A 26,175-nucleotide genomic window follows, 5' to 3' on the forward strand; every position below is an offset into this window, starting at 1 on the left:
GACCGCAGCTCCGAGGCACTTTTTTGGCCTTGGCAGTCCCTGCTCTCTCCCGACCACCCACCGGCAAGGCACTTTTTTGGCCTTCGCAGAGCCGGGGCCGCTGCTCCAAGGCACCTTCTTGGCCTTAGCAGAGCCGGGACCGCAGCTCCGAGGCACTTTTTTGGCCTTGGCAGTCCCCGCTCACTCGCGCCCTGCCTATCCGGCATGCACCTCGAACACGCCCGCCGCGCCCATGCCGCCACCGATGCACATCGAGACGACGCCGTAGCCGCCGCCCCGTCGGCGGAGCTCATGGAGCAGCGTCGCCGTCAGCTTCGTGCCCGTGCAGCCGAGCGGGTGGCCGAGCGCGATTGCGCCGCCGTTCACATTCACCTTCTCTTCGTCGATGCCCAGCTCTCGGATGATGTGCACGCATTGGGAGGCGAACGCTTCGTTAATCTCGAACAGCTTGACGTCGTCCAGAGAGATGCCGGCCATCTTTAGCGCCTTCGGGATCGCCTTGACCGGGCCGACGCCCATCATGTCGGGATCTACGCCGGCCAGCGCAAACGAGCGAAAGGTAGCGAGCGGTTTCAGTCCGAGCGCGTCCGCCCGCTCCCGGCTCATGACGACAGCCGCCGCGGCCCCGTCGCTCATCTGCGAGGCGTTGCCTGCCGTCACCGTGCCCCCGAGCTTAAACGACGGCTTCAGCTTACCGAGCGTCTCCACGTTCGTATCGGAGCGAACCCCTTCGTCCGTATCGAATATCAGCCGCTCCGGCCGCAGCTTGCCCTTGTCGTCCAAGCTTCTCCGCTCGACTGCGACCGGCACGACCTCATCCTTGAACTTGCCCTCGGCGATCGCCTTCGCCGCCTTCGCATGCGACCTCGCCGCGAATGCGTCCTGGTCCTCCCGCGACACGCCGAACCGCGCGGCGACGTTCTCCGCCGTATGCCCCATGCCGATGTACACCTGCGGCATTTCCTCGACGATGCGCGGATTCGGGGAAACTTTGAACCCGGTCATCGGCACATGGCTCATGCTCTCGACTCCTCCGGCGACGATCGCGTCGGCGTGGCCGAGCATGATCCGTTCGGCGGCGAACGCGATCGCCTGCAGGCCGGAGGAGCAGAAGCGGTTGATCGTCAGCGCGGGCACCTCACTCGGAAAACCCGCGTACAGCGACATGATGCGCGCGAAGTTCAGCCCCTGCTCGCCCTCCGGCATCGCGCAGCCGATGATAATGTCTTCGACGTCTTCCTTCCGCAAACCGGGAGCCCGGTCTACGACCGCCTCCAGCACCGTCTTGCCCAAGTCGTCGGCGCGAGTCTGCGCCAGGCTGCCCTTCTTCGCCTTGCCCACCGCAGTTCGCGCAACGGACACGATTACAGCCTCTCTCATCGCCCAATTCACTCCCCTGCAAAGTTAATTGCGAAGCGGTTTGCCCTTGGTCAACATGTGCTGCATTCGCTGCTGCGTCTTCGGCTCGCCGCACAGGCTGAGGAACGCCTCCCGCTCCAGATCCAGCAGGTACTGTTCCGACACTAGCGTACCCGCCGGAACGTCGCCGCCCGCCAGCACGTGCGCCAGCTTCTTGGCTATCTTCAAATCGTGGTCGCTAATATACCCGCTTTCCCTCATGCCGATCGCGCCGAGCAGCAGCACCGCCTTGCCTTCCGCGCCTGCGACGCGAATCCGTTCCTCGCCGATCGGCTCGTAGCCCGCCCGCGCCATCCGCAGCACGGCTTGCTTCGCCTCATAGATGAGATGGTCCGGATTCGCCAGCACTCGGTCCGTCTCGCGCAAATAGCCGAGACGCTTCGCATCGTGCCCGCTCGAAGACACTTTGGCCATGCCGATCGTCTCGAACGCCCGGTTCAGATAAGGCTGCAAGTCGGCTTCCGGAAGCCCGGCGCTCTTGCTGATCCGCAGGGCGAACTCCTTGCTGCCGCCGCCCGCCGGAATCAAACCCACTCCGGTCTCGACAAGGCCGTAATACGTCTCGGCGGAGGCGATGACCTGATCTGCGGGCATACACGCCTCCACGCCGCCGCCCAGCGTCATCCGGTGAGGCGCGGCCACGACCGGTTTCTCCAGTTTTTTCACCGCGTACATGGCGTTCTGGAACAGGCGGATGATATTGTCCACTTCGTCCCATTCCTCTTCCTGCGCTTCCATGAGCAGCAGCATCAAATTGGCTCCGACGCAAAAGTTGCGGCCCTGATTGGCGATGACCAGTCCTTCGTAATTCCGCCGTACCTCCTCGACGCTCTGCGCGATCATGCTCAGAATGTCGCCGCCGATCGCGTTGTTCGGGGAATGGAACTCCAGGCACGCCACGCCGTCGCCCAGGTCGATCAGGCTGGCTCCACCATTGCCCCGAATCGTGCGCCCGCGCTCCTTTAAGCTTCGCAGGGACACGACCTCCGGCCGCTCCTCCGCCTGCTTGTATTTCCCTTCATGAACGTAGAACAGCGAGCCATTCTCCTTGCGATAAAACGTCTCGTTCCCCTGAGAGATCCAATCTTTCACCCATTGCGGAACCGATGTCCCTTCCCGTTCCATCCGCTCCGCCGAACGGGCGAGCCCGATCGCGTCCCACGTCTCGAACGGTCCAAGCTCCCAGTTAAAGCCCCATTTCATCGCCTTGTCGATTTCTTCGATCGTATCCGCGATTTCGCCGACTTTCTCCGCGGAATAAACGAGCACCTGCTTAAGCAGGCTCCAGGCCAACCCGGAATAGCGGTCGCCCCCGGCCAGCAGCGCCTTGACCTTCTCCCTAGCGCCTTTGGCCAGCTTGGCGGCCTCCAGCGAGCCGGACGTCACCTTCTTCTGCGGCGAATACGTCATCGCGGCCAGATCGAGCGAGGCGATCTCGCTTCGGCCGTCCGGCCCTTTCGTCTTGCGATAGAAGCCTTGCCCGGACTTCTCGCCGAGCCAGCCTCTCTCTACCAACCGCTTTATTGCCTCCGGAGCGATGAAAGCCTCCTTCTCCGCTTCGTCCGGAACATTGTCGTATACGTTGTCCGCCACATGCACGAACGTATCGATACCGACAAGGTCCAGCGTGCGGAACGTCGCGCTTTTCGGCCGGCCTATGGCCGGACCGGTCACCGCATCGATCTCCTCCACCGTAAACCCGCCCGTCTCCATCTCCCGAAGCGTCGCCAGCATCCCGAAAGTGCCGATTCGATTCGCAACGAAGTTCGGCGTGTCCTTGGCGACCACGACGCCCTTACCGAGCGTATTCTCGCAGAACGACTTCATTCGGGCGACCAGCTCCGGACTCGTATCCCGGCCCGGCACGATCTCCAGCAGCTTCATATAACGGGGCGGGTTAAAAAAGTGTGTCCCCATAAAATGCCGCCGGAACGCCTCGCCGCATTGCGCCGACATCGCGTCGATCGAGATTCCCGACGTATTGGACGAGACGATCGTGCCGGGCTTCCAGCAACGCTCGATTCGGGACAGCAGTTCCTTTTTCACCCCTAAATTTTCTACGACGACCTCGATCACCCAATCGACCTCGCCGATCGACGCCAGATGATCGTCCAGATTGCCCGGCGTAATGCGCTCCAAGAACGCCTCGTCGTAGAGCGGGGGCGGGTTCGTCTTCTTCAGCTTGGCGACGGCGGCCGCGGCCAGCCGGTTGCGCACGGCGGGACGCTCCAGCGTCAGCCCCTTGGCGGCTTCTTCCTCAGTGAGCTTGGCGGGCGTCATGTCCAGCAGCAGGCATGGGATGCCGACGTTGGCCAGGTGGGCGGCGATGCCGGAGCCCATAATGCCCGAACCGATGACTGCGGCTTTGCGAATCGGCTTGTTCATCTCGTCTAACCTCCGATCGAATGGTTCTGGCGAAGCGGCGAATCGCCGAACACGGCCTGCTCCAAAATTTCCGCAATGTCCTTGGCCCGCACGTCGTCCGCTTCCTTCATTTTCGTTCCGTCCTCCATCATCGTGAGGCAGTAAGGACAGGCGCTGCCGATGACGGTCGGTTTCACTTCCAGCGCTTGCTCGGCGCGGGCCAGATTGACGCGCTTGCCCGCCGTTTCCTCCATCCACATCATGCCGCCTCCCGCGCCGCAGCACATTCCGTTCTCGCGGCTTCTGGCCATCTCGGCCAGCTCCACTCCGGGAATCGCTTTCAGCACGTTGCGGGGCTCGTCGTACACGTTGTTGTAACGCCCGAGATAGCAGGAGTCGTGGTACGCGATGCGTTCCCTGACCTCGTGGCGGGGATGGAGCTTACCTTCCCGGATCAGCCTGTCGAGCAGCTGCGTATGGTGCAGCACCTCGACGCCTTCGAGGCCGAAGTCGGGGTATTCGTTTTTGAACGTGTTAAAAGTATGCGGGCAGGCGGTGACCATCTTCCGCACGCCGTATTTGCGAAACGTCTCGATGTTGTCCGCCGCGAGCTGCTGGAACAGCATTTCGTTGCCCATCCGGCGCGGCGTGTCGCCCGAGTTGCGCTCCTCGTTGCCGAGGATGGCGAAGCGGACTCCGGCCTCGTTCAGCAGCCGGGCGAGCGCCCGCGATACTTTGCGCGCCCGCAAGTCGTAAGCCCCAATCGAGCCGACGAAAAACAGATAGTCGAAATCCGGATTGTCTTTTACCGTAGGGACGCGTACGCCTTCGATCTCTCCGGTCCATTTGTCGCGGTCGCTGCGGCTCAGTCCCCAGGGATTGCCCTGGCGCTCGATGTTCTGCAGAGCGCGCTGGCCTTCGTGCGGAATACTGCCCTGCATCAGCACGAGGTGGCGGCGGAGATCGACGATCTTGTCGACGTGGCTATTGCCGACCGGACATTGGTCCTCGCAGTTGCGGCATGTCGTGCAGGACCAGATTTCGTCTTCGGTCATGACGCCTCCGATCAGCTCGGTCTGCTCCGGATTCCCGGAGGGCTCTGCCGTCCAAGAGGCTTGCTGCCAGGCGAGCGTCGGACGAATGTCGGTGATTGCGCCTCCCATTCCGTCCCATGCAACCTTGTTGTCCGCCGCACCCGACAGCGAATGCATCTTCGCTGCGCTGCCTCCAAACGCAAACTCCGGTACCCAGGGAGACTTGCCCGTCACGGCGGCCCCTTTTTCCGTCAGGTGATCTCTTAGCTTTGTGATGAGGTGCATCGGCGACAGCGTTTTGCCTGTGTTCGAGGCCGGGCATACGTTCGTGCAGCGACCGCATTCCACGCAGGCGTAAAAGTCGATCATCTGCTTCCGCGTGAAGTCCTCGATTCGGCCGACACCGAACGATTCCGCCTCTTCGTCCTCCAGGTCGAGCTTCTTCAGCTTGCCGGGCGTCTCGGCGCGGCCGAGCCAGAGATTGATCGGGGCGGAAATCAGGTGAAAATGCTTCGACTGCGGAACATAGACGAGAAAAGCGAGCAGCACGAGCAGATGCAGCCACCAGAAGATGTAGAAGAGCGCTTGCGACGCCGCGGCGGGCAGATCTTGGAAGGCTAGCGCGATCGCGGAGGATACCGGCGCGTAGCCCGAATATTCGAGGTCCAACCATAGACGCTCGAAGCCTAGGGACAGCAGCACGGACAGCATGAGCGAGAAAATAAAATAGAGAACGAGGCCAGGCTTCCAGCCGCGCTTCAGCCTGCTCAGCTTCTCCCCGTAGCGCCGGTAAGCGGCGTAGCCCATCGCGACGAGAATGAGCAGAACCGTTATTTCCTGCAGCAGACCGAACAGCTCGTAGGCTGGAAGCGGCAGATGTCCGCCCGCGGTTAACCCTTTTACGATCAGATCGATCGCCCCGAATTGCAAAATAATGAACCCGTAAAACACGACGAAATGCATGAGGCCGCTGCGAAGGTCCTTAAATAGCTTTTTCTGACCGAACACTTGCGCAAGGAACGTCCTCGTCCCTTCTTTTCCCCGCACATGGAGCTCAGCCGCCTGCCCCAGCTTTACGTACAGGTACCGATGATGCACGGCTCTTCCGAACAAATAGCAGCCGTACCCGGTTACCGCCAGAAATAAAAGCGCGTTTATCGTCGGCCACACGGTCGCCCGCCCTCCCCTCCCGCTTTTTCTCATGATATGGCCGGAAGGCGAATAAAATGAATGAGGCTTCATTCAGCAAACGATTTTTTCTACTGGGGTGCGTGCGATGACGGGAAGAAAAAGGAAGAAGTACGGCCTCATTCTCGATGCCGCCGAGAAGGTGATCGCCAGCAGCGGCTATCACGGCGCTCAAGTGTCGCGCATTGCGAGGGAAGCCGGCGTCGCGGACGGCACGGTCTACTTGTATTTCAAAAACAAGGAGGACCTTCTCGTATCTCTGTTTCGGGAACGTCTCGGCTCACTCGTTCAGCGTTTTCACGAGAGCATACGGGAGACGCACACCGCCGGGGAAGCGCTTCGCATCGTATGCGGCATCCACTTCACGATGCTGGAGAAGCACCCGGATCTCGCCCACGTCACCCAGATCGAGCTGCGGCAGAGTTCCCCTGGGCTGCGAAGCGCCATCGGACTTACCGTTAAGCCCTATATCGTGCTGATCGAGAATATCGTAAGAAAGGGGATCGAGGAGAAGACGTTCCGCGCCGATCTGGACACGAAGCTGATCAGGCTGCTTCTGTTCGGGGCGATGGACCAGGTCGTCACCTCGTGGATAATCTCGGGACGGAAATATTCGCTGTCGGGGCAGGTAGACAAAACCGTAGACTTCTTCCTGAGAGGCTTGGAGAGGTAATCCAAAAAGCCGATTTTGATCACGAAGCGGTTCAGGGCTGTGAACTCGGCGTGTCCACAAAGAGAGGAGAGCATGCGATGAACATTTACGTTATTTTGAAGCAGACCTTCGACACCGAGGAGAAAATCGTGCTGCGGGACGGACAGATTGAGGAGGACGGCGTCAAGTTTGTGATTAACCCGTACGACGAGTATGCCGTGGAGGAGGCGATCCGGCTGAAGGAACGGTACGGCGGCACGATCGTGGCCATATCCGTCGGCCCGGATCGCACGGCGGAGGCGCTGCGGACCGCGCTGGCGATGGGGGCCGACGAAGCGGCGCTGATCTCCGACGAGCGTATCGGCCAAGACGAATACTCCGTCTCCAGGACGCTTGCCGCCTATTTGAAAACTCAATCTTCGCAGCCGTATGACCTCATCCTCGGAGGCAACTTCTCGATCGACAACGGAAGCGGGCAGGTGGCCGTCCGGCTTGCGGCGCTGCTGGACATCCCGCATGCCTCATCCGTCACTAAGCTTTCGATTGAAGGGGACCGGGCCACGGTTCTGCGCGACGCCGAAGGGGACGCCGAGACGATCGAGCTGACGCTGCCAGCGCTGATCACGGCGCAGCAAGGGCTGAACGAGCCCCGCTACCCTTCGCTTCCCGGCATCATGAAGGCGAAGAAGAAGCCGCTGCGGACGCTAAGCCTGGAAGACATCGGCCTGACGGAAACGGACATCGCGCCGAAGACGAAGCGGGAGTCGCTGGCGCTGCCTCCGGCTCGCCAAGCCGGAAAGCTGCTGAAGGGCGATCCGGCACAGCAGGCGGCGGAGCTGGTCAAGCTTCTGCGCACGGAAGCGAAAGTCCTGTAACCCATTCAAGTCCAATAGAGAAGGAGGAACGAACGATGAGCCAGACTTATGCGATTATCGCGGAGACGCGTGAAGGCAAGCTGAGGCAGGTGACGTTCGAGGCGATCGAAGCGGCCAGGCAGGCCAAAGGGGAGAACGACCGGATCGCCGCCGTGCTGATCGGGCATCAGGTGTCAGAGCTGGCGGAGGAGTTGGTGCGCTATGTGGATGGCCCGGTGCATGTCGTCGACCGACACGACCTCGCGGTCTATCATGCCGAAGCGACACTCGCGGCGGCGAGCGCAGCGCTGAACGAGCTGAGTCCCAGCGCCGTCTTCCTCGGCCACACGGCGATCGGTCGGGATTTGGCCCCGATGTTCGCCGCCCGCCTGGACGCGGGGCAGATTTCCGACGTCACCGCGATCGAAATCGCCAAAGATGGCAGTCCTCTTTACGTCAGGCCGCTGTATGCCGGCAAAGCCTTTGAACGTAAACGGTTCGTCGAGAACGCCGGCATTCAGATCGTCACCGTCCGGCCCAACAACTTCCCGGCAGCAGAGCCGCTTCCCTCCTCTGGCCCGGTCGTCGTCTCCGGCGCATCGCCGCTCCCGAACCTTCGCTCGGCCGTAAAGGAGGTCGTCCGCAAAACATCCGGCAAGGTCGACCTAACCGAAGCGAAGATCGTCGTCTCCGGCGGCCGCGGCGTGAAGAGCGCCGAAGGCTTCAAGCCGCTGGAGCGGCTAGCCGAGGCGCTAAATGCCGCCGTCGGCGCTTCGCGCGGCGCATGCGACGCCGGCTACTGCGACTACGCGCTGCAGATCGGGCAGACCGGCAAAGTCGTCACCCCCGAAATCTACATCGCCTGCGGCATCAGCGGCGCGATCCAGCATCTGGCCGGCATGAGCCAGTCCCGTGTCATCATCGCCATCAACAAAGATCCGGAAGCGCCGATCTTCAAGGTGGCCGACTACGGCATCGTCGGGGACCTGTTCGAGGTCGTTCCGCTGTTGACGGAGGAGTTCAAGAAGGCGCTCGCTTAACGACGGGAACGGAGACGGCCGCAACGGAACGGCCTCCTGACGAAAAGGCACAGGAACCCCCTCCTCCGGGAGATTCCAGTGCCTTCGTTGTAATCGCCGTCGCTAGACCAAGGAAGACAGATCGGCTGTCAGCGTCTCGATCGGCTTCGCGCTGAGCGAAGACAGCTCGTACACGAACGACGGTCTCGGCTGGTCGGCGATCTCTCTGACGATCAGTTCCTCGCCGTGCAGCTCGTCGAGGCGAGCGGACAGAATACGGGGCGTGACGGGCTGCAGCACGCGACGTATTTCCTGAAATCTGCCGTGCTGGTAATTCAACGCGACGAGCACCGGCACATTCCAGGCTTTGGCGGACAGTGCCCCATGGCCGATCCGCGCCTCGGAACTGCGGATTGCCTGGGCCGCCTCCCGGTAGAGCTTGCCTTTCTCGGTGAGCTTGTACTCCGGCAGCAGAGGATGGCGACGCTCCAGAGGAGTCAGGTGATGGATGAGTTCCGCGTCGCTTAGCTGCTTCAGATTGTCGCTGAGCCTGGCCGGCGCAATGTCCAGCTGCCTCTGCAGCGGGGTAAACCTGCCGCCGCTGTTCTCGAGAGAGAGCAGAATCGGGATGGTCCAGCGGCCGGACAGCCGCTGCGCAAGCTGCAGCACGAATTGCTCTTTGCTCAAAGCTCCGTCAACTGCTCCGAAAGCATGAGCGAGTGACCGTCCGGATCGGCGAAGGTCGCCAGCTTGACGAAATCGTCGATGACTTCGATTTCTCCGGAGAAGCTGACGTCAAGCCGCTTGAGCTTGCTCACGGCATCCTCGATATCCGCCACGTCGAATACGGTAGAAGACGTCGAAGGCTCGACCGTCTCCGCTTCGGAGAAGCCGATCACGCAGCCCTCCGTATTCGTCTTCACCATCGCCATGCCCCACTCCGGATTGTGGAATAGCACCTCGAAGCCCAGCTTTTCGGTATAGAACGCCAGCGTACGCTCAATGCTTTTGACGCTGTACCATACGGTAAATCCCGGAACAAACATCTCATCACCCTCCTTTTACTACCGAAATTATACCAAGTATATTTACGGTAGTAAAGCATCGTTTTTCTGAATGGAAAGAACGTCGGGGAGGAAAAAGCAGGAAAATCGGCGCTCGGAGTCGAATCCGTCGGAATAAGCAGCAGCGACGATATTCCGCTCTGCGCGATAGGAGGCGTACGCATTGACCGAAATGACGAAAAAAGCCTCTCGCTCCGACGATTCAGGCGAAAGACTTTCAAAATCCGCTCGGCTAGACCTGCTGATCGAGAGCCAAGACCGCCTTGGCGCCGATGACATTATCCGTTTCGTAGACCGCATATTCAGCATCAACCTGAAGGAGATGCCCCTTCTGCCCGGCCATAACGACCGCAGCCTCCCCGCGCCCGCAGCGCCAGGAACGGTTCTCGACGCCTGGTTGGAGCGGGTCGAAGGCAAGGCGTCCGCCGCGGATATTCGCGGCATGATCAATCAGGCTTTCGGCATCAACCTGGAGGCCCTTTCCGCGCTGGAGGGAAAAAGGATTGCCTTGTTTTCCAAGCGGCAATGGATGGTTCGGGACGATCGCGACCTGTTCGAGTTGCGGACGGGCGACGGCGACGCGGACGTGACCGTCCGTCCGACGGCGTACTTGCTCGAGCGCATCGGCTCCGGAGAGCTGCCAGCGCTTGAGCCATTAATCGCGCTGGGGTTCGGCCGCAACGTTTCCGAGAACTGCTATTTCTACGCCAGCTCTGACGGAAAAGCCGTTGCCGATGCCTTCAAAGGACGGACGATGGCGGCGATCCTGAATGCTATCCGGGAACATTACGCCCATCTGTAGCGGAACGCCTTACTTCCCGAACGAGGATAGAAACTTGACGCGATCGCCCATCGGAGGAACGTTGTCGTCCTGCAGGACGACCTCCAGGATGGCCGGACCTCCCGCCGACATCAGACCGGCGACGACGTCTTGCCGGAGGTCGTCCATCCCAAGGATTCTGTAGCTGGGGATGCCCATGGCTTCGCCCATCGCGGCGATGTTGACGGCTTCCTGCTCGAACGACGGATGGGTTCTCTTGAACTGAAGCGAATGCCCGTGGTAGACCATTCCCAGCCGAGCGTTGTTCATCACGACGAACAGGATCGGCAAGCCCAGCTCCTTCGCCGTCAAAATTTCCATCCCGTGCATGAAGAAGCAGCCGTCGCCCGTCAAGCATACGACCGGGCGTTCCGGCTCGGCCAGCTTCGACCCGATCGCCGAACCGATGCCGCTGCCCATGGCGCCGAAATGAACATTGATGGCGTAGGAGTCGGATTCCGTTACCTTCATGCAGTGAATGACGTAGGACATGAACTCGCCGATGTCTACCGCGTAGCGGGTGTTGCGGGGCAGACAGCTCTGGAGGCCGAGCAGCACGTTTTTCGTATTGTATTCCCCGTCCGGCTCCGCGAGCGCCGTCGCCGCGGCCGCCGGAACGGGCCCGGCGCTCCCGCGCGCCGCGTTCGGAGCCTGCGCCCTAAGCTCGTCGATCAGCATAAGCAGGCTGAGTCGAATGTCGCCCAATACGGGAATATCGATCTCGTATTTGCGGTTGAACACCGTGGAGTCGAAGTCGAGCTGAATCGTCAGCCTGCCCCTCGTCAAGCCGGGATTATAGTTGTTCGTCGCCGTCTCTCCCAAGCTCGACCCGACGATCAGCAGAGTCGGGAGCGAGTCGTCGGAGACGATGGCCGAAGCGGTCTCATGTCCCGCGAAGCCGAAGATCCCCGCATACAGCGGATGATTGTCCGGTATGTAGCCTTTCGCTTGCGGCGTCGCCATCATCGGCCACTGAAGCAGCTCGGCAAGCTCGACAAGCGCTTCGACCGAGCCTCTGACGCCTTGTCCGGCAAGAATGCAGCCCCTCCCGTTATCCAGCAGCGCCCGGGCCGCCCGTTCGATCGCAGCCGGATCGGGAACCATCGGCCTACGGGACGCGCCCGTGGGAATGTCCGGCATGCCGATCTCGGCATGCTGAACGTCGATCGGCACCGCGATGTGTACGGGACCCGGAACGCCGGAGACGGCAATCCGGTGGGCTTTCGCCACTTCTTCGAGCAGGTGCCCGGCGTCCTTGACCGCGACGCTGTACTTGGTAACGGGACGAAAGACCGGAACGACGTCCAGCTCCTGCGACGCGTTTAATCCCATCGTGCCTACGGGAACGGCACCGGTCAGGAACAGGACGGGAAGATGCTCGCGCATCGCGTTCGCCGCCCCGGTGACCAGGTTCGTAGCGCCCGGTCCGCTGCAGCCGATGCAGACGCCCAGCCCGCCGCCGTATTTCGCGTAAGCCGCCGCCATGTAGGAGGCCGCTCCTTCGTGCTTGGCCACGACCGGCTCGAGCTCCGGCAGCTCGCACAGCTCGTCGAAGAACGCGTTGACCGAGCCTGCCGGAATGCCGAATAGACGTTTGACCCCGCTTCCCTTCAAATACTCCAATACCGCTCGCGCCGCTCTCATTTACTCCACCTCCAAAATATTCCTGTCCATCAAACGGATGAAATCCTCGGCCGGCATCGGGGGACTGAAGTAGTAGCCCTGCATCAGCCGGCAGCCCCGTTCCGACAAAAATTGCACATGCTCTCTCGTCTCCACGCCTTCGGCGATGACGTTAAGGTTCAAATTCCGCGCCAGCGTAATGATCGTTTGGGTTATCGCGGCGTTGTCCTCCTCGCTCGAAATTCCTTGCAGGAAGGACTTGTCGATTTTCAGCGTATCGATCGGCAGGCTTTTCAAATAACCCAGCGACGAATACCCCGTGCCGAAATCGTCTATCGCGATTTTAATTCCCGAGCTTTTCAATTCCTTCATCGTCTTTAACGTCTGTTCCCGATTTTTGATAATCAGATTTTCGGTCAGCTCCAGCTGCAGATGTCCGGGAGTCAGATCGGCCTCCGACAACGCGTTCTTGACCAAGGAGAACAAATTGTTCTGCTCGAATTGCCGCGCCGACAAATTCACCGAAATGCTGTTCAGCGGATACCCCCGCTTCAGCCACTGCTTGATCTGGACGCAAGCCTTTTTCAGCACCCATTCGCCGATCGGAATAATCAAAGCCGTTTCTTCGGCGATCGGAATAAACTGATCGGGCGAGATCATCCCCCTGGCCGGGTGGTTCCATCTCAGCAGCGCTTCTACGCCCACGATCCGTCTCGTCGGATAATCGATCTGGGGCTGGTAATAGATGACGAGCTCCTCTTGATCGAGCGCTTTGTACAGGTCGTTTTCCAATTTAATGCTTTCGATCGTCCGAACGTCCATGCCTGCGCGGAAAAAATGATAGCTGCTGCCGGATATTTCCTTCGACTTGTACATCGCGGCGTCCGCATTCTTGATCAGAGTCTCCGTCGTATCTCCATGATCGGGGTACAGGCTGATGCCGATGCTCGCCTTCATATAAATCTCGTTTTCCATGAGCTGGAACGGCTCCGAGAAGGCATCCACGACTTGATGGACGACCTCCAGCACTTCGTCCTCGGTACGGATATGGGGGAGAAAAATGGTGAATTCGTCGCCGCCCTGCCGGGATACGGTGGCGCCGAGCGGAACGCATGCCGACAACCGTTTCGCAACGTCGCGCAGCAAGAGATCGCCGTAGCTGTGACCCAGCGAGTCGTTGATAAACTTGAAGCGGTCCAGATCCAGATAAAGCACGGCCAATCTCTCGCCCGTAATCTGCGCGTGGGTCAATCCCTGCTGCAGCCTGTCCTTCAGCAGCAGGCGGTTCGGCAGATCGGTCAGACTGTCGAAATAAGCGCGGTACTTGATTTCTTCCTCCATCTGTTTCCGCTGCGTAATGTCTTTGAAGGTGACGACCTCCCCGATGATCTCGTCGCCTTCGCGGATCGCGGAGATGACGTATTCCACCGGAAAGCCGGAGCCGTCTTTTCTGTAAAACTTGTCGTCCTCGTAGAATCTGTCCCTGGCGCCATCCGAAGCGGCCGCCGCCTCATCCGACATTCTCGCCAGCTTCTCTTTGAATACGAGGCAGGCGGGCTGGCCGATCAGCTCGTTCTTCTTGTCGTATCCCAGCATGGCGACGCCAGCCGGATTGCAGAATGTGATCCGGCTGTCGAGATCCAAGCCGAATATCCCTTCTCCCGCGGAGTTGAGAATCAACTCCTTCTCGCGGCTGAGCTGCCGCAATTCGGCGATCACCCGCTCGAGCTCCTCGTTCTTGACCGTAATCTCCGATGTCCGCTCCTGAATGATGTTTTCCTGCTTCTCCATGTACAGCAGGTTGGATAACGTCGACGCGGTCGTGTCTACGATCGATTGCGCCAGCTGCAGCGTCGCTTCCGAATAGACGAAGTCCCCCTCGCCGAGATTGACTACGGCGATGGCGCCCAGCACTTCTCCCATCGCGACCAAGGGAAGCATGAGCAGTCCCTTCATCCCGAATTGGCGGCAGAGCTCGTGATTCGGTCTGCCGTCGGCGAACACGTCCGGGATGAGCACCGCCTTCTTCGTCCGGATCACCTCTTGGAATACCGGATCGTTGCTTTCGTCGATCCGGACCAGACTGTGAGTCCGTATCCAGTCTTCTTCCGACCAGTCGCTGTCCTTGCTCAGCTTGGCGGGCTTGATTTTGTTTTCCGCGATAGGGTCGAGCAGATGTACGCCGATGTTGTAATTCTCCAGCACCTTCCCTAAATAGAAAAAGCACCTGTCCAAGCTTTCTTGCAGCGTCGAGCTCATGGACAGATCGCGCGTAACGTCCAACAGCAGTTGCTTCTCGGCGAGAAGATTTTCTTTATGCGCCAAGTTCCGGGCATTCTGTATCGCTACGGCCGCCATATTCACATAGGCTTCGACCGTCTGGATTTCCGACTCCGTCAAGTTCATCGGTACGCCGTAATCGAACAGAAACACAAGGCCGAACAGCTCCTGTTCGAAGGAAATCGGCAGCACCAGCAGCGACTTGATCTGGAAGCCTTGCACCGCACGGGGGTCCGGCCGGTTGTCCATGGACGTGTCGGGAATATAGACGGTCTTCTTCGTGTCGATCACTTCTTTGGCCAGCAAATCCACTTCCGTATCGATCACGTGCATGTCCAGCGTCCAGCCGTTGATCACTTCCGGTTTGCCGACGTAGCCCCGAAACGTTCCATCCGCCTGCGGCAAATAGATGCCCACGGAATCGCATTGGACGATTTCTTCGGAGATGGCCGTCGTAACGTGCTCCAGCACTTCCCGCAACTCGAGCTTCGTATTGATCAGCTTCGTCAGATGGGCGAGCCGTGAGTACCTCATTTGTTCTTTTAACATGTCCCTAACCCTCGCTCCCGTATAGATCATCTATTATACCGCATCCTTATCGGATTTCTGTCCGATGGCCGTGTTACACACATTTCTACATTTATTCTGGATTTCCTGTTAAAAGCTGCTGCTATTTGAATTTTAGTGGAGGACGGTGCTTTGTCCCGATCCGAAAAAAAGACAGAACGCGGGTTCTCCCGGTTCTGTCGGTTCGCGACATAGCCCTAAGCTGCGAAAAACGAAACAAATCGGCTCCGCATTCTTGCTGGTATTCGCAACGCTCGAAAGCAACGCATTGGAGTTCATCCACGCAGAGAGAGTGTCGCCGATTCTTCCCTGCTGTATAACAATACGCCGTCTCTATCGATGCTTTCGAGCAGAAGTTCATCGTCCAGCTCGTTCATTCTCACGATGTCCAACGAATACAACCCCACGTTCTCGCGCAGCTTAGTATGGAGAGAAAGGGGGATATCGTCGCCGATTAAAGCCAGATCGATATCGGAGTTTGCTCTGGCGTCTCCTCTGGCTCTTGATCCGAATAATAGAGCCTGATCCACTGTTTTTTCTTCCGCCAAAATCGAGACGATTCTATCTTTGATGCTCTCAGGAAGGTTTAACATGATTACGGATCACCTCCGCGATCTTATCGTGAAGATAGCCCCTGATACGACAGAACGGACTTAATCGCTTTCCACGCGGTTTCATAGGTGTATTCGAATCTTTGTATGATAGCGTCTCGAACGTATTCATTAAAGTTCGGTTCGCGAATCGCTGAACCTAATGACTCTAGAGCGCTCCCAAATTGTTTTTCGCTATACAGCACTTTGTTAGCCCTCACTTTTTGGGTCATCGCCGCCGAACCTCCTCTAACCGAATCAATTGTTCGTACGCTTCATTATAACACATTTCCTATGGCCTCAAATCGCAACCCCCACCCGCTACTCCCGCTCCAAAGCCAGCTCCCCCGTCCTGTCGTTCTTCAGCATGATTCTGGCTTCGAACGCTTCTCCGCCGCCCGTCCCCGGGAACTTGAGCTTGCCGGTCCGGCCCTTGCCGATCAACGCCTTGACCATCGCGTCCGTTAACGTTCGACCCAGGCTTTCTTTCCAGATGACGAACTTGCAGCCCGCTTTGTAGTGACTGCACCCGTAGCCTTTGCGCCCCATGAAAATGTTGCCCCCGCACCCCGGGCTCGGGCAGACGCCGATCACGGCCGGCTCCCCGCTCTGCTCCGCGGACGACGACTTGGCCGCCGATGCCCGCTTCGCCGGAGATTTCTTCGCGGCGACGGCGACCGAACCGCCCGTCTCTCCGCCGCCTGACGCCTTCTTGCCGCCTCGCGCCCCTTTCGCCGCCGGTTCCGGTCTGGCGAACGCGTTTCTGGCCGCAGGATGTTGAACGTTAACCTTGTCGATAATCAACCTCGTAAACTTTTTCACGTTGCCCATGAACGCCTCGACCGAAGCTTGTCCGCGCGAAATCTCCGTCAGCCGCCGCTCCCAGTGTCCGGTCATCTCCGGCGACGTCAGCAGCTCGATGCCCGCTCCGCGGATGAGCTCGACCGCCGTTCTTCCTTTGGGCGTAATGACGATCCGCTTGCCCTGCATGTCGATGTAGCCGACCTGCTTCAGCCGTTCGATCGTCGCCGCGCGCGTCGCCGGAGTGCCGAGACCGGAATCCTTCATCGCGTCGCGCAGCTCCTCGTCCTCGATCTGCTTGCCTGCGCTTTCCATCGCCTTCAGCAGCGTTCCTTCGGTGTACGGCTTCGGAGGCTGCGTCTCCTTCTCCTTGACCTCGGCGTCCGCGCAGACGACGGGCTTCTGCGGATCGACCTCGAACGGCGCGTCCGTCTCCTGTTCCTCTTCCTCCGCCGCCCCGTCGTCCTTTTCCTTGCCTTTCTCCTTGCTCCCGCCTTTGGCCGCGGGAACGTCGCCCGCATAGATGATCTTCCAACCGAGAGACAGCAGCTGCTTCACCGTTGTCTTGAACATCTCCTTCTCCACCTCGGTCAGCACGGTATGCACTTTGTACTCCGCCGCCGGGTAGAAGTGGGACAGAAACCTTTTCACGACCAGATCGTACAGCTTGCGCTCGTCCGGGCTCAGCCCCTGCGGTTTTCTCATCGTCGGCATGATCGCATGGTGATCCTCGACCTTGGCCGGATTGCACACGTTCTTGTTGTTCGCGTGGACGAACCGCTTGTTCGCGCCGTTCACGAAATCCCCGTATTCCGGAGAGTTCCGCATCGCGTCCAAAATCTTGTGCATCTCCGGGATGTTCTCCGCATTCACGTAGTTCGAGTTCGTACGCGGGTACGAGATGATCTTGTGCTTCTCGTAGAGCGCCTGCGCGACGTCGAGCGTCTTCTTGGCGGAGAAGCCGAACTTGCCGTTCGCCTCCCGCTGCAGCAGCGTCAGGTCGTACAGCTTGTACGGATACTCCTTCGTATCCTTGACCTCGTAGCTCGCGATCGCTCCCGTCTTGCCCCTCACCTTGTCGGCGATGGCCTTCGCCTTCTCGGGATCGGTCAGCCTGTCGCCCTGCCAATTCCCTCTATACGGAGCGCCGCCGCTCTGCTCGAATGTCGCCGCAATCTCGTAAAATTTCAGAGAATCGAACGATTCGATCTGCCTCTGCCGGTCGTAGATCAGCGCCAGCACCGGCGTCTGCACCCGGCCGACGGACAGCAGCTCGTTATGCTTCGTCGTGAACGCGCGCGAGCCGTTCATCCCGATCAGCCAGTCCGCTTCGCTGCGCGCGCGGGCGGCCTGGGTCAGGTTCGCGTATTCCGCATTGTCCTTCAACTGATCGAACCCTTTGCGAATCGTCTCCGCCGTCAAGTCGGAAATCCACAGCCTTTTCACCGGATGCTGCAAGCCCAGATGTCTGACGATGAGGGAGAAAATATGCTGACCTTCGCGTCCGGCGTCGCACGCGTTGACGAGTTCGCCGCTGCGCGCCGCCAAGTCCGCGATCACCTGGAGCTGGTCCTTCGTCCGAGGATTGGGCAATAGCTTGAAATCGTCCGGAATGATCGGCAGATCGCCGAATCTCCACTTTTTATATTTCTCGTCGTAGAGATCGGGTTCGGCCAATCCGATCAGATGACCGATCGCCCAGGTAATAATATAGCGTTCGCCCTCCAGATAAGAGCGTTTGTTCTGCGCCTTCGGCTCGATCACGGCCGCGATGTTGCGGCCCATGTCGGGTTTCTCCGCGATGACCAACGTCTTCAACACGGCTTCGTCCTCTCCGTTAACAATCCGCGCATCCGCTCCGCGAATCGATCATTATAGGTCGATTATATCACAGGATTTGCTCCTCCTCGCGAAAATGAACCTGCCGCCCTTCTCGGACGTCAGTTACGTATCCATATAAAAAGGCGTGATTTTCCAATGGTCGACTTGAAACTTAACAGAGTGGCAGCGGGGATTCTGATCGGCGCCCTGATGATGACCGCGGCTTGCAGCCCGCGCGAAGACGCGCCCGGGAGCCCGACAATCACCGGGACGACGGAGACGGGAACCGCGAACTCCCCAACCGCAGACGCTTCGGAAGCGGCCTCGCCAGTTGCGGCGCCGCTGGAATCCGCTTCGCCCGATCCCGCAGCCGAATCGGTCATGTCCGATGAATGGCAGCCACTACCGGAACGGCTTCGGTCCGAGTTGGCCCTGGAGTATCCGGAAGAAGACCGATTCGCTGAATGGCTTCGATCTTGGGCCGAACAAGACAACCCGGGCGATTATCCGGTTACCGTCATTCGGGCGGATCTCGACGGGGACGGCTTAGAACGCGAATGGGCTTCCGTCGTCTACGAGAGCCGGATCATGGAAGACGTCGAGTATCGCTACGCCTACGGAATCGTCGCGGCTCTGAACGACGGCGAGTACGAATGGCAAAGCTTCGTTTTCCCTGCGGAAGACTACGGTCGGGCGAAGATCGAACAGATCGGGGATTTGAACGGCGACGGCAAGCCGGAGATCGTCTGGGCTTCGCTGGGAATCGGGGCTCACACCTCTACCTTTACCTATACGGCGTCGGAATGGGAAGACGGCAAGCTGAACAACCTGCCGGGGGCCGCGATCATTCCTAGCGTGACCGAAGCCGGCATTCAGGGCGGAAAGCTGCGCATCTCCGGAGGGCTGATCCATTCCGTGGGGGCAGGCCCCTGGCAGAGAGAATACACCGATACGTATACGGTCGCGGATGGCGCGCTAAAACGGGAAAGCCGCGTTTTCGCCGAAGCTGCGACTCCGTATCATCTGTTGCTGGACGGGTTGTGGGCGGAAGCGGACGGCGACGCGAAGAGGGCGATCCGACAATATAAAGCCGCAGCTTCCTTGAAAGTCGAAAGCTATCTGGATTATGCCTTCGTCTTCGGAGGCGAATGGGTCGAAGGAGGAACGCTGAAGGACGAGGAAAAGAAGTTCGAGGAGATCGTTCGGCGATTCGCGGAGTTTCGGAAGGAACGGCTCGAAGCTCTGTCGCGGGGAGAGATCGAAGAGCGCGCATGCGCGTCCGCCACAAAGAAAAGCGGCTACGATGCGTCGTGGATCGCCTATCTCAACGCGCCGGCCGGCTACGCCAATCCGGTATGGAGCGACGAAACCGTATGCTCGGCAATCGCTGAGCGGATCTGACACTAGGGCGTGTATGCAAACCCGCTCAGGGGCATCTATCACCGCCTTTTCGCCCCCTGCTTCGTCACTTTTGCTTGACGTACCCCCGGTTGACGCGTCCCTTGGACGATCTCTGTACCCTATTCGAATCCTTGTATTTGGTTTGAAAAGAAAATGAAGCCTGCCCTACGGCAAGCTTCCATGCGAATCCCTATCCGGGCGCGGACCGTCACCACACCGAGAGCACGGCGATCCACGCGACCGCGGCCGCGGCTCCCCGAATGTAGTCGAACGATCTCCTACCGTTCCATATTCCGTAGACGGCAGCGATTAAAGCGCATACGAGAAAAAAGGTTTGAATCTGGTATCCGACCGAAGCCGAAGGATAAACCAGGCCCCAGACGAGCCCCGCGGCGAGAAATCCGTTGTGCAGGCCGCTGCTTGCGGCAAGCGGCTTGGAATCCCGCGCGAAGCCGGACGTCATTCCCCGAGATTGGCGATTGCCCGGAGACGTCCACAGCAGCGTTTCCGTCAGCAGCAAAATCACGTGCGCCAAAGCGACAAGCCCTACCAATACCGCTGCGACGATCATCGATGTCCACTTCCTTCCGCGTGCTTCCGTCTTCTTGATGCAGACAACCAACCGGAGCCAGAGCGCTTACGGTGTTGCTACTATATTATTTATTCGCCCTAGGGATCGGCTTATCACTTTGATTTGGCAAGGAAGCCGACGACTTCTTCCCGTCCCTGAAAACGACCGTCAATATCGAAGGAAGCAGCATTCCCCGCACGAGGAACGTATCGATCAGAATGCCGACGGTCATCGCGAATCCGAACAGGTACAGCTCCTGCATCGGTTGGGTGATCAGAACGCCGAACGTGGCCGCCAGAATCAGGCCCGCGGACGAGATGACTCCTCCCGTGGAGGCGACGCCCCGGCTTACCGCTTCTTTCCATGGGTAATGATCGGCCTCCTCCCGGATTCGGGATACGAGCATGATGTTGTAGTCGACGCCCAGGGCGACCATGAACACGAACGTGTATACCGGCATGCGGTAGCTGAACGTCTCGTAACCGAGCATGCCGTGGAAGACGGTCCAGGTCAGGCCGAGCGTCGCCGCGAACGACAGCACGATCGTCGTAAGCATGAGGAGCGACATTTTCCAGGAACGCGTCTGCGCGGTTAGCATGAGCCCGATCAACAGGGAGACGGACGCGAACAGCACGATCGTATCCCGTTCGTTCATGGTCCGGACGTCCGCCTGCTCCGCCGTCTGTCCGGCTATATGGAGCTTGACACTCTCCGAATCGAATCCGCTCCGCTCGAGCAGCGTTCGGCCTTCCTCCCGCCAGCGATCTATCCGGTTCAACGCTTCCGCTTCGTACGGGTTCGAGTTCATAACGGCCCGCAACCGAACCGCTCCTTTGTTCTCCGACCATTCGCCCGCCGAAATCCCGACCGCTCCGCCTCCCTTTTGCAGCTCCTCCGCGAATGCCGCAAGTTTGGATTCAACCTCGGCATCTCCCGCCAAGCTCTCTCCGCCTTCCAGTATGAGCGATACCGGGGCAAGCTCTCCCGGCGGGAACCGCGACTCCAGCAGTTCGAAGCCGACGCGGGAAGGCGTATCCGCGGGAAACGACTTCATCAGGTTAAAAGAGTATTGCAGCGACCCGATGTTCAACGAGGCCAAGGCCAGCAGCGCGAACAGCGTCGTCGCGATCGTCTTCGGCTTCCTCGTCACGAAGCGGCCCGTCCGCTCCCACAGCGGTATTCTTCTCTTGACATTCGCCCGCTCCGCGCCGATATTCGCACCGTTCCCGTTCGGCCCCGTCTTCGGGACGAACGGCCAGAACGCTTTGCGTCCGGCGATCGCGAAGACGGCCGGTATCAGCGTTAATCCCGCCAGCAGAATGACCGCCACGGCGATCGCGAATACCGGAGCGAAGCCGCGATACGGCTGGAAGACCGCCGCGAACAGCGCCAGCATGGACGCGAGAATCGTTCCGCCGCTGAACAGGATCGGTTCCGAGACGCGTGCCATCGCTTCTCCCATCGCTTCGTATTTCGAACCGCCCGCGGTCAGCCGTTCCCGATAGCGGGAGAAGACAAACAAGCAATAATCCGTAACGACGGCGAACAGCAAGATCATCATGATCGACAGAGACTGCTTGTCGATGACGAACCAACCGGCCCGCCCCGCCACTCCGAGCAGCTTGTCCACGACCGAGTAGACGATGCCCGCGATCACGAGCGGAATGACCGCCAGCAGCGGAGACCGGTAGATCGCCACGAGCAGGACGAGAATGAGCGCGACCGTCGCGATCATGAGCACGAAATCCGCGTTGCGGAACAGCGTCAGCGTGTCCGCGGAGATCGCGGCGGGGCCGGTCGTCTCCAGCCGGACTCCTTCCGCCCCGTGCCGCTCCCAATAGGCTTGGATTGCCTCCATCGCCTCCAGCGTCCTGTCGGAATCCAGGTCCGGTTGCAGTTCGGCGCTCAGCAGCAGCGTCGTACCGTCTTGCGATACCAAGCGGCTCCGTTCCGGCTCTGGAAGCGCATAGTACGGAATTGAGCTCTTAACCCCCGAAGATTTGCCCTCCGATTCGAGCCATCTGCTGAAGTCCGCTATTATTCCCAGCTTCTCCCCGTCCAGAGCTCCGTCGCTGTGGAACACGAGCAGAGCCGCCAAGCCGTCGCTTTGCGGGAAGCGCTCTTCGAGCACGCGCTGGGCGACGGCAGCCGGATTGGCGCCGTCCGCGCTCCCTTCCCCGGCGCTGACGGCGTATGGCTTCGCTCCGGGCGAGCTAACGGCAAGCGCGACAAGTAAAAGCAGCCACGCGGAGAGCGTCGTTATCGCTCCACGGCGGCTGCCGAATAAGACAAACCATTTGTTCCATCCTTGCGCATTCATCTCTCCATCCTCCCATCCGTTGTTCTCCCCGATTATCGAATCGGAAGATGAACGGACGGTGAACGGGGCATTACAATTGCGGCAGCCGCACGGTAAAAGTCGTTCCGCGCCCGAGCTCGCTCTCGACGTCGATCGTCCCGGCATGAAGCGCGACGATTTTCCCTGCGATGGATAAGCCCAGCCCGCTTCCGCCGTTCTCCGAGGAACGGCTGCGGGATTTGTCCGCCTTATGGAACCGGTCGAAGATCAAGGGAAGATCCTCTTCGGGAATTCCGCAGCCGGTGTCGCGGACTTTCACCGCGACTTGATTGCCCCGTTCCTCCCGGATGGAGACGGCGATCGTGTCTCCCGGCTCGCAGAAGCGGATGCCGTTGGACAACAGATTCATCCACACCTCGTGCAGCAGGTGAGCGTCAGCGATCACGAACGTCTCCGGAAGCTCAAGCTCCAGATTCAACTCCTTTTCCGACCACTGCCATTCAAGCGTAATCAGCGCTTCGCGAATCTGCTCGTCCAAGCGGAAGCTCTCCGTCTGGAGCCGCACGTCGTCCCGATCGAGCGAGGCCAGCTTCAGCAATTGCCGGCTAAGGGAAGACAGCCGCCGGCTCTCCCGCTCGATGATCCCCAAATATTGCTCGGTCTGTTCCGGCGTCGTTTGCTTGTCGCGCATCGCCTTGGCCAATCCCTGCATCGACGTAAGCGGCGTCTGGAATTCGTGAGATACGTTCGCCACGAAATCGCGGCGCATCCGGTCGAGCCGGCCGATCGAATCGGCCATCAAGGCGAAATGCTCGGCCAGATCTCCGATTTCGTCCTTGCGGCTGCGGGACTTCTCCAGTTCGACGTTGAAGTCGCCTTTGGCGATACGCCGGGTCGCTTCTTTAAGCACGTTGAGCGGCTTGACGATGTAGCGGCTCAAGACCGCGATCAGGACAAGACTCGCGAGGAAGGTCAACCCGATCAGAACGGCCGAGACGATCCGCACTTCTCCGATCTGCGCCTCCAGATCGGGACGGACGAATACGGCATAGCCGCCCTCCGGCGTTCGGACCGGAATGCCGACCGTATTGCGCACGCTGTTCTCGAACAGGGCGAACAGCCTTACCCTCCCGTTCTCTTCCTCCATCCCGTGAAAGACGCCGCCGTCCAGAACGAGACGGATCGCGGAGTCGTCGAGCGTGCCATGCTTGAAAGCCCGCCCGAACGTCTTTCCTTCCAAGCGCTCGTCGACGGCATAAATCTGGAAGCCAAGCTTCGCGACCGCCGCTAAGTATTGTTCGAGGCTCGACTGCATCCCTTGCTCGTATAGCTCCCGGATGCTCTCTGCCATCTCCCAGGCTTTCGTCTCGCTCTCCGATTTCATCCGCTCCTGGTAGTAAGCTCCCGTCAACGCCAGCCCGACGATGCCGCTGACGAAGGCGATGCCGACGAACGTCGCCACGATTCGCACGTATAACGTTCTCACTCGTCCTTCACCTCGAGCTTGTAGCCGAGCCCCCGGATCGTAGCGATGACGAAATCCTCTTTCCGGTCCGAGAATCGTTCCCTTAATCTTTTCACATGGACGTCCACCGTCCTGGCATCCCCTTCGTAGTCCGCTCCCCAGATGAGGCCGATCAGCTGCTCCCGGGTATAGATGCGGCCGGGCTGACTGGCGAGCTGCGCCAGAAGCTCGAATTCCCGCAGCGGGATCGTGACAGGCTCGCCTTCGATCCGAATCTCGTAGCCCTTCCGGTCGATCTCAACGCTGCCGAGCCGGATCGTCTCCGCCGAAACGAGGCGGTATCTGCGCAGCAGCGCCTTGATCCGGAACAGCAGCTCCTTCGGCTCGAACGGCTTCGCTACATAATCGTCCGTTCCCGCCAGATACCCCTGTTCCTTGTCCTCCAACTGGTCTTTGGCCGTCAGGAGAATAATGGGAATATCGTAATGCTCCCGGATCTCGCGGCACAGCTCCAGCCCGTCCTTGCCCGGCATCATTACGTCGACGATCGCCAGATGGACTTGCTCCGTCTCGCAGATCCGCGATGCCTTCTCTCCGTCCTCCGCTTCCAGCACGACGTAGCCTTCCATGCTTAACGTCAGCCTCAGCAGCTCCCGGATCGACGGGTCGTCGTCCGCCGCCAAAACGCGGATTCTCATGCCGGTTCTCTCCTCTGTCCTGGGCAGTCGCAGGCTCTCCGAATATTGGCTCCAGTATAGCACAGATGAACCGGCTTCCCGAACACGGGAGCTCGGCCGGAGCGCGAACAGGAACGGCTCTCCGCGAATCCGAGCCTCCCCTGAAATACGAAAAGCCTTTGGAAGCCGGAGCGGCATTCCAAAAGCTTTTAAATTGCGGCACGCCTTTCGGCTATTTCTTGCCTTACCCTGTTTCTTCCTCTTCGTCCTCCGGTTCGCTCCCGAACTCGAGCTCTTCCTCCAGCTCATCGACTTGAGGCAGGAACTCTTCTTCGTCGACCTCTTCCCCGACGTCGAACGCCTCGTGAGGCACCTTCTCTTCCGCCGACGAAGACGAGCTTGAGGAAGACGACTTCTCCAGCGTGCGAAGCCCGCCTCGCAGAAGTCCCATCTGCGGCAAAGCGTTGCGGCGCAAGCCGGATCTCAGCCGCATCAGCGTCGCCAGCTCGCGATCTTCCCCAACCGGCTCCTGCTGGGCGGAGGAGATGTCCGTCATCTGCAGACGGTCCTGGAACGTAGCGAGCAACGCCTTTTTCTTCTTGACCGCGAAGCCGCGCGCTTCCTCTACCGTACCGGATTCGGGAGCTCTTTTGACCCGTTTTCTGACGGAGTCGTCGGACATTTCCCCCCTCATGATGGAATCTTCCACCGCCTGGAACTGATGCACGGCTCCCGCTCCCGTCGAGCTGATCGACCCGGGGAAGTTGAACGCTTTCGTCTTCGTATCCTCGGAATCCGAGTCCTCGCTCTCCGTCTTCCTCTTACGCTTCTTCTTCGCCTCTCGCTCCTCCGATCTCCCGAAGGCTTCCTCGAACGGTCTGGGCGTTCCGGACGTATGGGCTTGATTGGCGATCTCCATGTTGCTGGCCGCTCCCAAAAGCGGAGATCGCTGCACTTCCGAGAGATTCGTAATGGTCGGAACCGACATCAGCTCCCGTTCGTGGCCTTCGAAGCCTTCCTGAACCTTCTCTCCGCGATTGACGGCATCAAGCGCTTTCCATACGTCTTGCGTGCTCGTGCTTGAGGACGTCATGCCTTGCAGATGCTCGGCCTCTCGCGGATAGGGCGTGAACTTGCCGCCGGCGTCGTAGAAATGCTGTTCCTTCTGCTGCCCGCGCTGGTTTTTGCCCTGCATTCTGCCCAGCCTGTGCTTCTTCCCCCGCACGGAGGGAGAGGTGGCGTCAAGCCGAACGTAACTGTGGGCACGACCTTGATCCCTCGCCTCCTTCACCAAAGCGGCCCGATCGGAAGGATCGCGCAGCTCTGCCGAACGCCTTCCCGACTCCTCCAGGTTCAGATGAGGGAACCGCTCCCGGTCGCTCGCGCTGGGTGCGTGCGAGTATCCGGACAACAGGTCGCGATTGAATTCCTGAATCAGAGGCGCTTGAGGCAGCTGATACTGAAAGCCTTCCGAGCTGACGCTGAACGTATTCGCGGAACGCGTCTCCGTGGAGGGCACCGTGCTAAGCATGCTTAGCGCTTGCTGGTTGCCCCCTGTCTGCTGCATTTCCAGAAGGGCGTCGCTTACGGCAGAAGACGACGAACCGGATGAACCCGATTTTTTGGCCGACGTCTTCGTTTTTTTCTCATCGCTCTTTCCTGGCAT

Annotated in this window: 20 protein-coding genes; 5 read left to right on the plus strand and 15 right to left on the minus strand. The window is 59.7% G+C overall.

Features of this window, described 5'->3' with window-relative positions; translation table 11 throughout:
- Positions 1-195: 195 nt before the first annotated feature.
- Genes ACESLM_RS13140 through ACESLM_RS13150 form a run of 3 tightly spaced genes read right to left on the minus strand, consistent with a single transcriptional unit; the run spans position 196 to position 6,020 of the window.
- Complete coding sequence (locus ACESLM_RS13140; protein WP_372632017.1) at positions 196-1,380, minus strand: acetyl-CoA C-acetyltransferase; 1,185 nt, start codon at positions 1,378-1,380, stop codon at positions 196-198.
- A 24-nt stretch (positions 1,381-1,404) separates the two neighbouring features.
- On the minus strand, positions 1,405-3,804 hold the full coding sequence (locus ACESLM_RS13145; RefSeq protein ID WP_372632018.1) for a 3-hydroxyacyl-CoA dehydrogenase/enoyl-CoA hydratase family protein: 2,400 nt from the start codon (positions 3,802-3,804) through the stop codon (positions 1,405-1,407).
- 5 nt (positions 3,805-3,809) lie between these two features.
- Complete coding sequence (locus tag ACESLM_RS13150; protein ID WP_372632020.1) at positions 3,810-6,020, minus strand: (Fe-S)-binding protein; 2,211 nt, start codon at positions 6,018-6,020, stop codon at positions 3,810-3,812.
- Positions 6,021-6,093: 73 nt separating this feature from the next.
- On the opposite strand from ACESLM_RS13150, the gene ACESLM_RS13155 reads away from it, so the two are divergent.
- The 3 genes from ACESLM_RS13155 (at position 6,094) to ACESLM_RS13165 (ending at position 8,551) form a co-directional block, all read left to right on the plus strand.
- A complete protein-coding gene (locus ACESLM_RS13155; protein WP_372632021.1) occupies positions 6,094-6,678 on the plus strand; it encodes a fatty acid metabolism transcriptional regulator FadR in 585 nt (194 codons plus the stop codon).
- 77 nt (positions 6,679-6,755) lie between these two features.
- The gene (locus ACESLM_RS13160) at positions 6,756-7,532 is read left to right on the plus strand and encodes an electron transfer flavoprotein subunit beta/FixA family protein (RefSeq protein WP_372632022.1); all 777 of its coding nucleotides are present in this window, start codon (positions 6,756-6,758) and stop codon (positions 7,530-7,532) included.
- Positions 7,533-7,567: 35 nt separating this feature from the next.
- The gene (locus ACESLM_RS13165) at positions 7,568-8,551 is read left to right on the plus strand and encodes an electron transfer flavoprotein subunit alpha/FixB family protein (protein WP_372632023.1); all 984 of its coding nucleotides are present in this window, start codon (positions 7,568-7,570) and stop codon (positions 8,549-8,551) included.
- A gap of 102 nt (positions 8,552-8,653) precedes the next feature.
- On the opposite strand, the gene ACESLM_RS13170 is transcribed toward ACESLM_RS13165, so the two are convergent.
- Both ACESLM_RS13170 and ACESLM_RS13175 read right to left on the minus strand, forming a co-directional pair.
- Positions 8,654-9,217: a winged helix-turn-helix transcriptional regulator gene (locus tag ACESLM_RS13170; RefSeq protein ID WP_372632024.1), complete on the minus strand. Its 564-nt coding sequence runs from the start codon at positions 9,215-9,217 to the stop codon at positions 8,654-8,656.
- The gene (locus ACESLM_RS13175) at positions 9,214-9,576 is read right to left on the minus strand and encodes a VOC family protein (protein ID WP_372632025.1); all 363 of its coding nucleotides are present in this window, start codon (positions 9,574-9,576) and stop codon (positions 9,214-9,216) included. Before ACESLM_RS13175 ends, ACESLM_RS13170 begins: the two co-directional genes overlap by 4 nt.
- A gap of 181 nt (positions 9,577-9,757) precedes the next feature.
- Here ACESLM_RS13175 and ACESLM_RS13180 point away from each other — a divergent pair, with 181 nt between their 5' ends.
- Positions 9,758-10,396, plus strand: a complete 639-nt coding sequence (locus ACESLM_RS13180; RefSeq protein WP_372632026.1) for a hypothetical protein — start codon at positions 9,758-9,760, stop codon at positions 10,394-10,396.
- Between the two features lie 9 nt (positions 10,397-10,405).
- On the opposite strand, the gene ACESLM_RS13185 is transcribed toward ACESLM_RS13180, so the two are convergent.
- From ACESLM_RS13185 to ACESLM_RS13205, 5 genes are all read right to left on the minus strand, one after another.
- Positions 10,406-12,058 carry a thiamine pyrophosphate-binding protein gene (locus tag ACESLM_RS13185; protein ID WP_372632027.1) on the minus strand — a complete coding sequence of 551 codons (1,653 nt, stop codon included), beginning with the start codon at positions 12,056-12,058 and terminating at the stop codon, positions 10,406-10,408.
- Positions 12,059-14,866, minus strand: a complete 2,808-nt coding sequence (locus ACESLM_RS13190) for a bifunctional diguanylate cyclase/phosphodiesterase (RefSeq protein WP_372632028.1) — start codon at positions 14,864-14,866, stop codon at positions 12,059-12,061.
- Positions 14,867-15,159: 293 nt separating this feature from the next.
- Positions 15,160-15,477 (minus strand): nucleotidyltransferase domain-containing protein, encoded by a 318-nt coding sequence (locus tag ACESLM_RS13195; protein ID WP_372632029.1) that lies wholly within the window; start codon positions 15,475-15,477, stop codon positions 15,160-15,162.
- Positions 15,478-15,500: 23 nt separating this feature from the next.
- The gene (locus ACESLM_RS13200) at positions 15,501-15,707 is read right to left on the minus strand and encodes a nucleotidyltransferase substrate binding protein (RefSeq protein ID WP_372632030.1); all 207 of its coding nucleotides are present in this window, start codon (positions 15,705-15,707) and stop codon (positions 15,501-15,503) included.
- Between the two features lie 88 nt (positions 15,708-15,795).
- Positions 15,796-18,093, minus strand: a complete 2,298-nt coding sequence (locus ACESLM_RS13205) for a type IA DNA topoisomerase (RefSeq protein ID WP_372632077.1) — start codon at positions 18,091-18,093, stop codon at positions 15,796-15,798.
- 159 nt (positions 18,094-18,252) lie between these two features.
- Between ACESLM_RS13205 and ACESLM_RS13210 the strand changes: the two genes are divergently transcribed.
- The gene (locus ACESLM_RS13210; RefSeq protein ID WP_372632031.1) at positions 18,253-19,497 is read left to right on the plus strand and encodes a hypothetical protein; all 1,245 of its coding nucleotides are present in this window, start codon (positions 18,253-18,255) and stop codon (positions 19,495-19,497) included.
- 208 nt (positions 19,498-19,705) lie between these two features.
- Here ACESLM_RS13210 and ACESLM_RS13215 read toward each other — a convergent pair whose 3' ends face one another.
- The 5 genes from ACESLM_RS13215 to ACESLM_RS13235 all read right to left on the minus strand — a co-directional run bounded on the left by ACESLM_RS13215 (position 19,706) and on the right by ACESLM_RS13235 (position 26,175).
- Positions 19,706-20,068 (minus strand): DUF1304 domain-containing protein, encoded by a 363-nt coding sequence (locus ACESLM_RS13215; protein ID WP_372632032.1) that lies wholly within the window; start codon positions 20,066-20,068, stop codon positions 19,706-19,708.
- An 85-nt stretch (positions 20,069-20,153) separates the two neighbouring features.
- Complete coding sequence (locus tag ACESLM_RS13220; protein WP_372632033.1) at positions 20,154-22,388, minus strand: MMPL family transporter; 2,235 nt, start codon at positions 22,386-22,388, stop codon at positions 20,154-20,156.
- Between the two features lie 70 nt (positions 22,389-22,458).
- Positions 22,459-23,853: a sensor histidine kinase gene (locus ACESLM_RS13225; protein WP_372632034.1), complete on the minus strand. Its 1,395-nt coding sequence runs from the start codon at positions 23,851-23,853 to the stop codon at positions 22,459-22,461.
- A complete protein-coding gene (locus tag ACESLM_RS13230; RefSeq protein WP_372632035.1) occupies positions 23,850-24,530 on the minus strand; it encodes a response regulator transcription factor in 681 nt (226 codons plus the stop codon). Before ACESLM_RS13230 ends, ACESLM_RS13225 begins: the two co-directional genes overlap by 4 nt.
- A 223-nt stretch (positions 24,531-24,753) precedes the next feature.
- Positions 24,754-26,175, minus strand: coding sequence for a hypothetical protein (locus ACESLM_RS13235; RefSeq protein WP_372632036.1), 1,422 nt, complete (start codon positions 26,173-26,175; stop codon positions 24,754-24,756).

The organism is Cohnella sp. (assembly GCF_041641335.1).
Taxonomy (GTDB): domain Bacteria; phylum Bacillota; class Bacilli; order Paenibacillales; family Paenibacillaceae; genus Cohnella.

Coding starts and splice junctions, on each gene's coding strand:
- ACESLM_RS13140 (WP_372632017.1), bottom strand. CDS start 1,380: ATGAGAGAGGCTGTAATCGTGTCCGTTGCGCGAACTGCGGTGGGCAAG.
- ACESLM_RS13145 (WP_372632018.1), bottom strand. CDS start 3,804: ATGAACAAGCCGATTCGCAAAGCCGCAGTCATCGGTTCGGGCATTATG.
- ACESLM_RS13150 (WP_372632020.1), bottom strand. CDS start 6,020: ATGAGAAAAAGCGGGAGGGGAGGGCGGGCGACCGTGTGGCCGACGATA.
- ACESLM_RS13155 (WP_372632021.1), top strand. CDS start 6,094: ATGACGGGAAGAAAAAGGAAGAAGTACGGCCTCATTCTCGATGCCGCC.
- ACESLM_RS13160 (WP_372632022.1), top strand. CDS start 6,756: ATGAACATTTACGTTATTTTGAAGCAGACCTTCGACACCGAGGAGAAA.
- ACESLM_RS13165 (WP_372632023.1), top strand. CDS start 7,568: ATGAGCCAGACTTATGCGATTATCGCGGAGACGCGTGAAGGCAAGCTG.
- ACESLM_RS13175 (WP_372632025.1), bottom strand. CDS start 9,576: ATGTTTGTTCCGGGATTTACCGTATGGTACAGCGTCAAAAGCATTGAG.
- ACESLM_RS13185 (WP_372632027.1), bottom strand. CDS start 12,058: ATGAGAGCGGCGCGAGCGGTATTGGAGTATTTGAAGGGAAGCGGGGTC.
- ACESLM_RS13190 (WP_372632028.1), bottom strand. CDS start 14,866: ATGTTAAAAGAACAAATGAGGTACTCACGGCTCGCCCATCTGACGAAG.
- ACESLM_RS13195 (WP_372632029.1), bottom strand. CDS start 15,477: ATGTTAAACCTTCCTGAGAGCATCAAAGATAGAATCGTCTCGATTTTG.
- ACESLM_RS13200 (WP_372632030.1), bottom strand. CDS start 15,707: ATGACCCAAAAAGTGAGGGCTAACAAAGTGCTGTATAGCGAAAAACAA.
- ACESLM_RS13210 (WP_372632031.1), top strand. CDS start 18,253: ATGGTCGACTTGAAACTTAACAGAGTGGCAGCGGGGATTCTGATCGGC.
- ACESLM_RS13215 (WP_372632032.1), bottom strand. CDS start 20,068: ATGATCGTCGCAGCGGTATTGGTAGGGCTTGTCGCTTTGGCGCACGTG.
- ACESLM_RS13220 (WP_372632033.1), bottom strand. CDS start 22,388: ATGAATGCGCAAGGATGGAACAAATGGTTTGTCTTATTCGGCAGCCGC.
- ACESLM_RS13230 (WP_372632035.1), bottom strand. CDS start 24,530: ATGAGAATCCGCGTTTTGGCGGCGGACGACGACCCGTCGATCCGGGAG.
- ACESLM_RS13235 (WP_372632036.1), bottom strand. CDS start 26,175: ATGCCAGGAAAGAGCGATGAGAAAAAAACGAAGACGTCGGCCAAAAAA.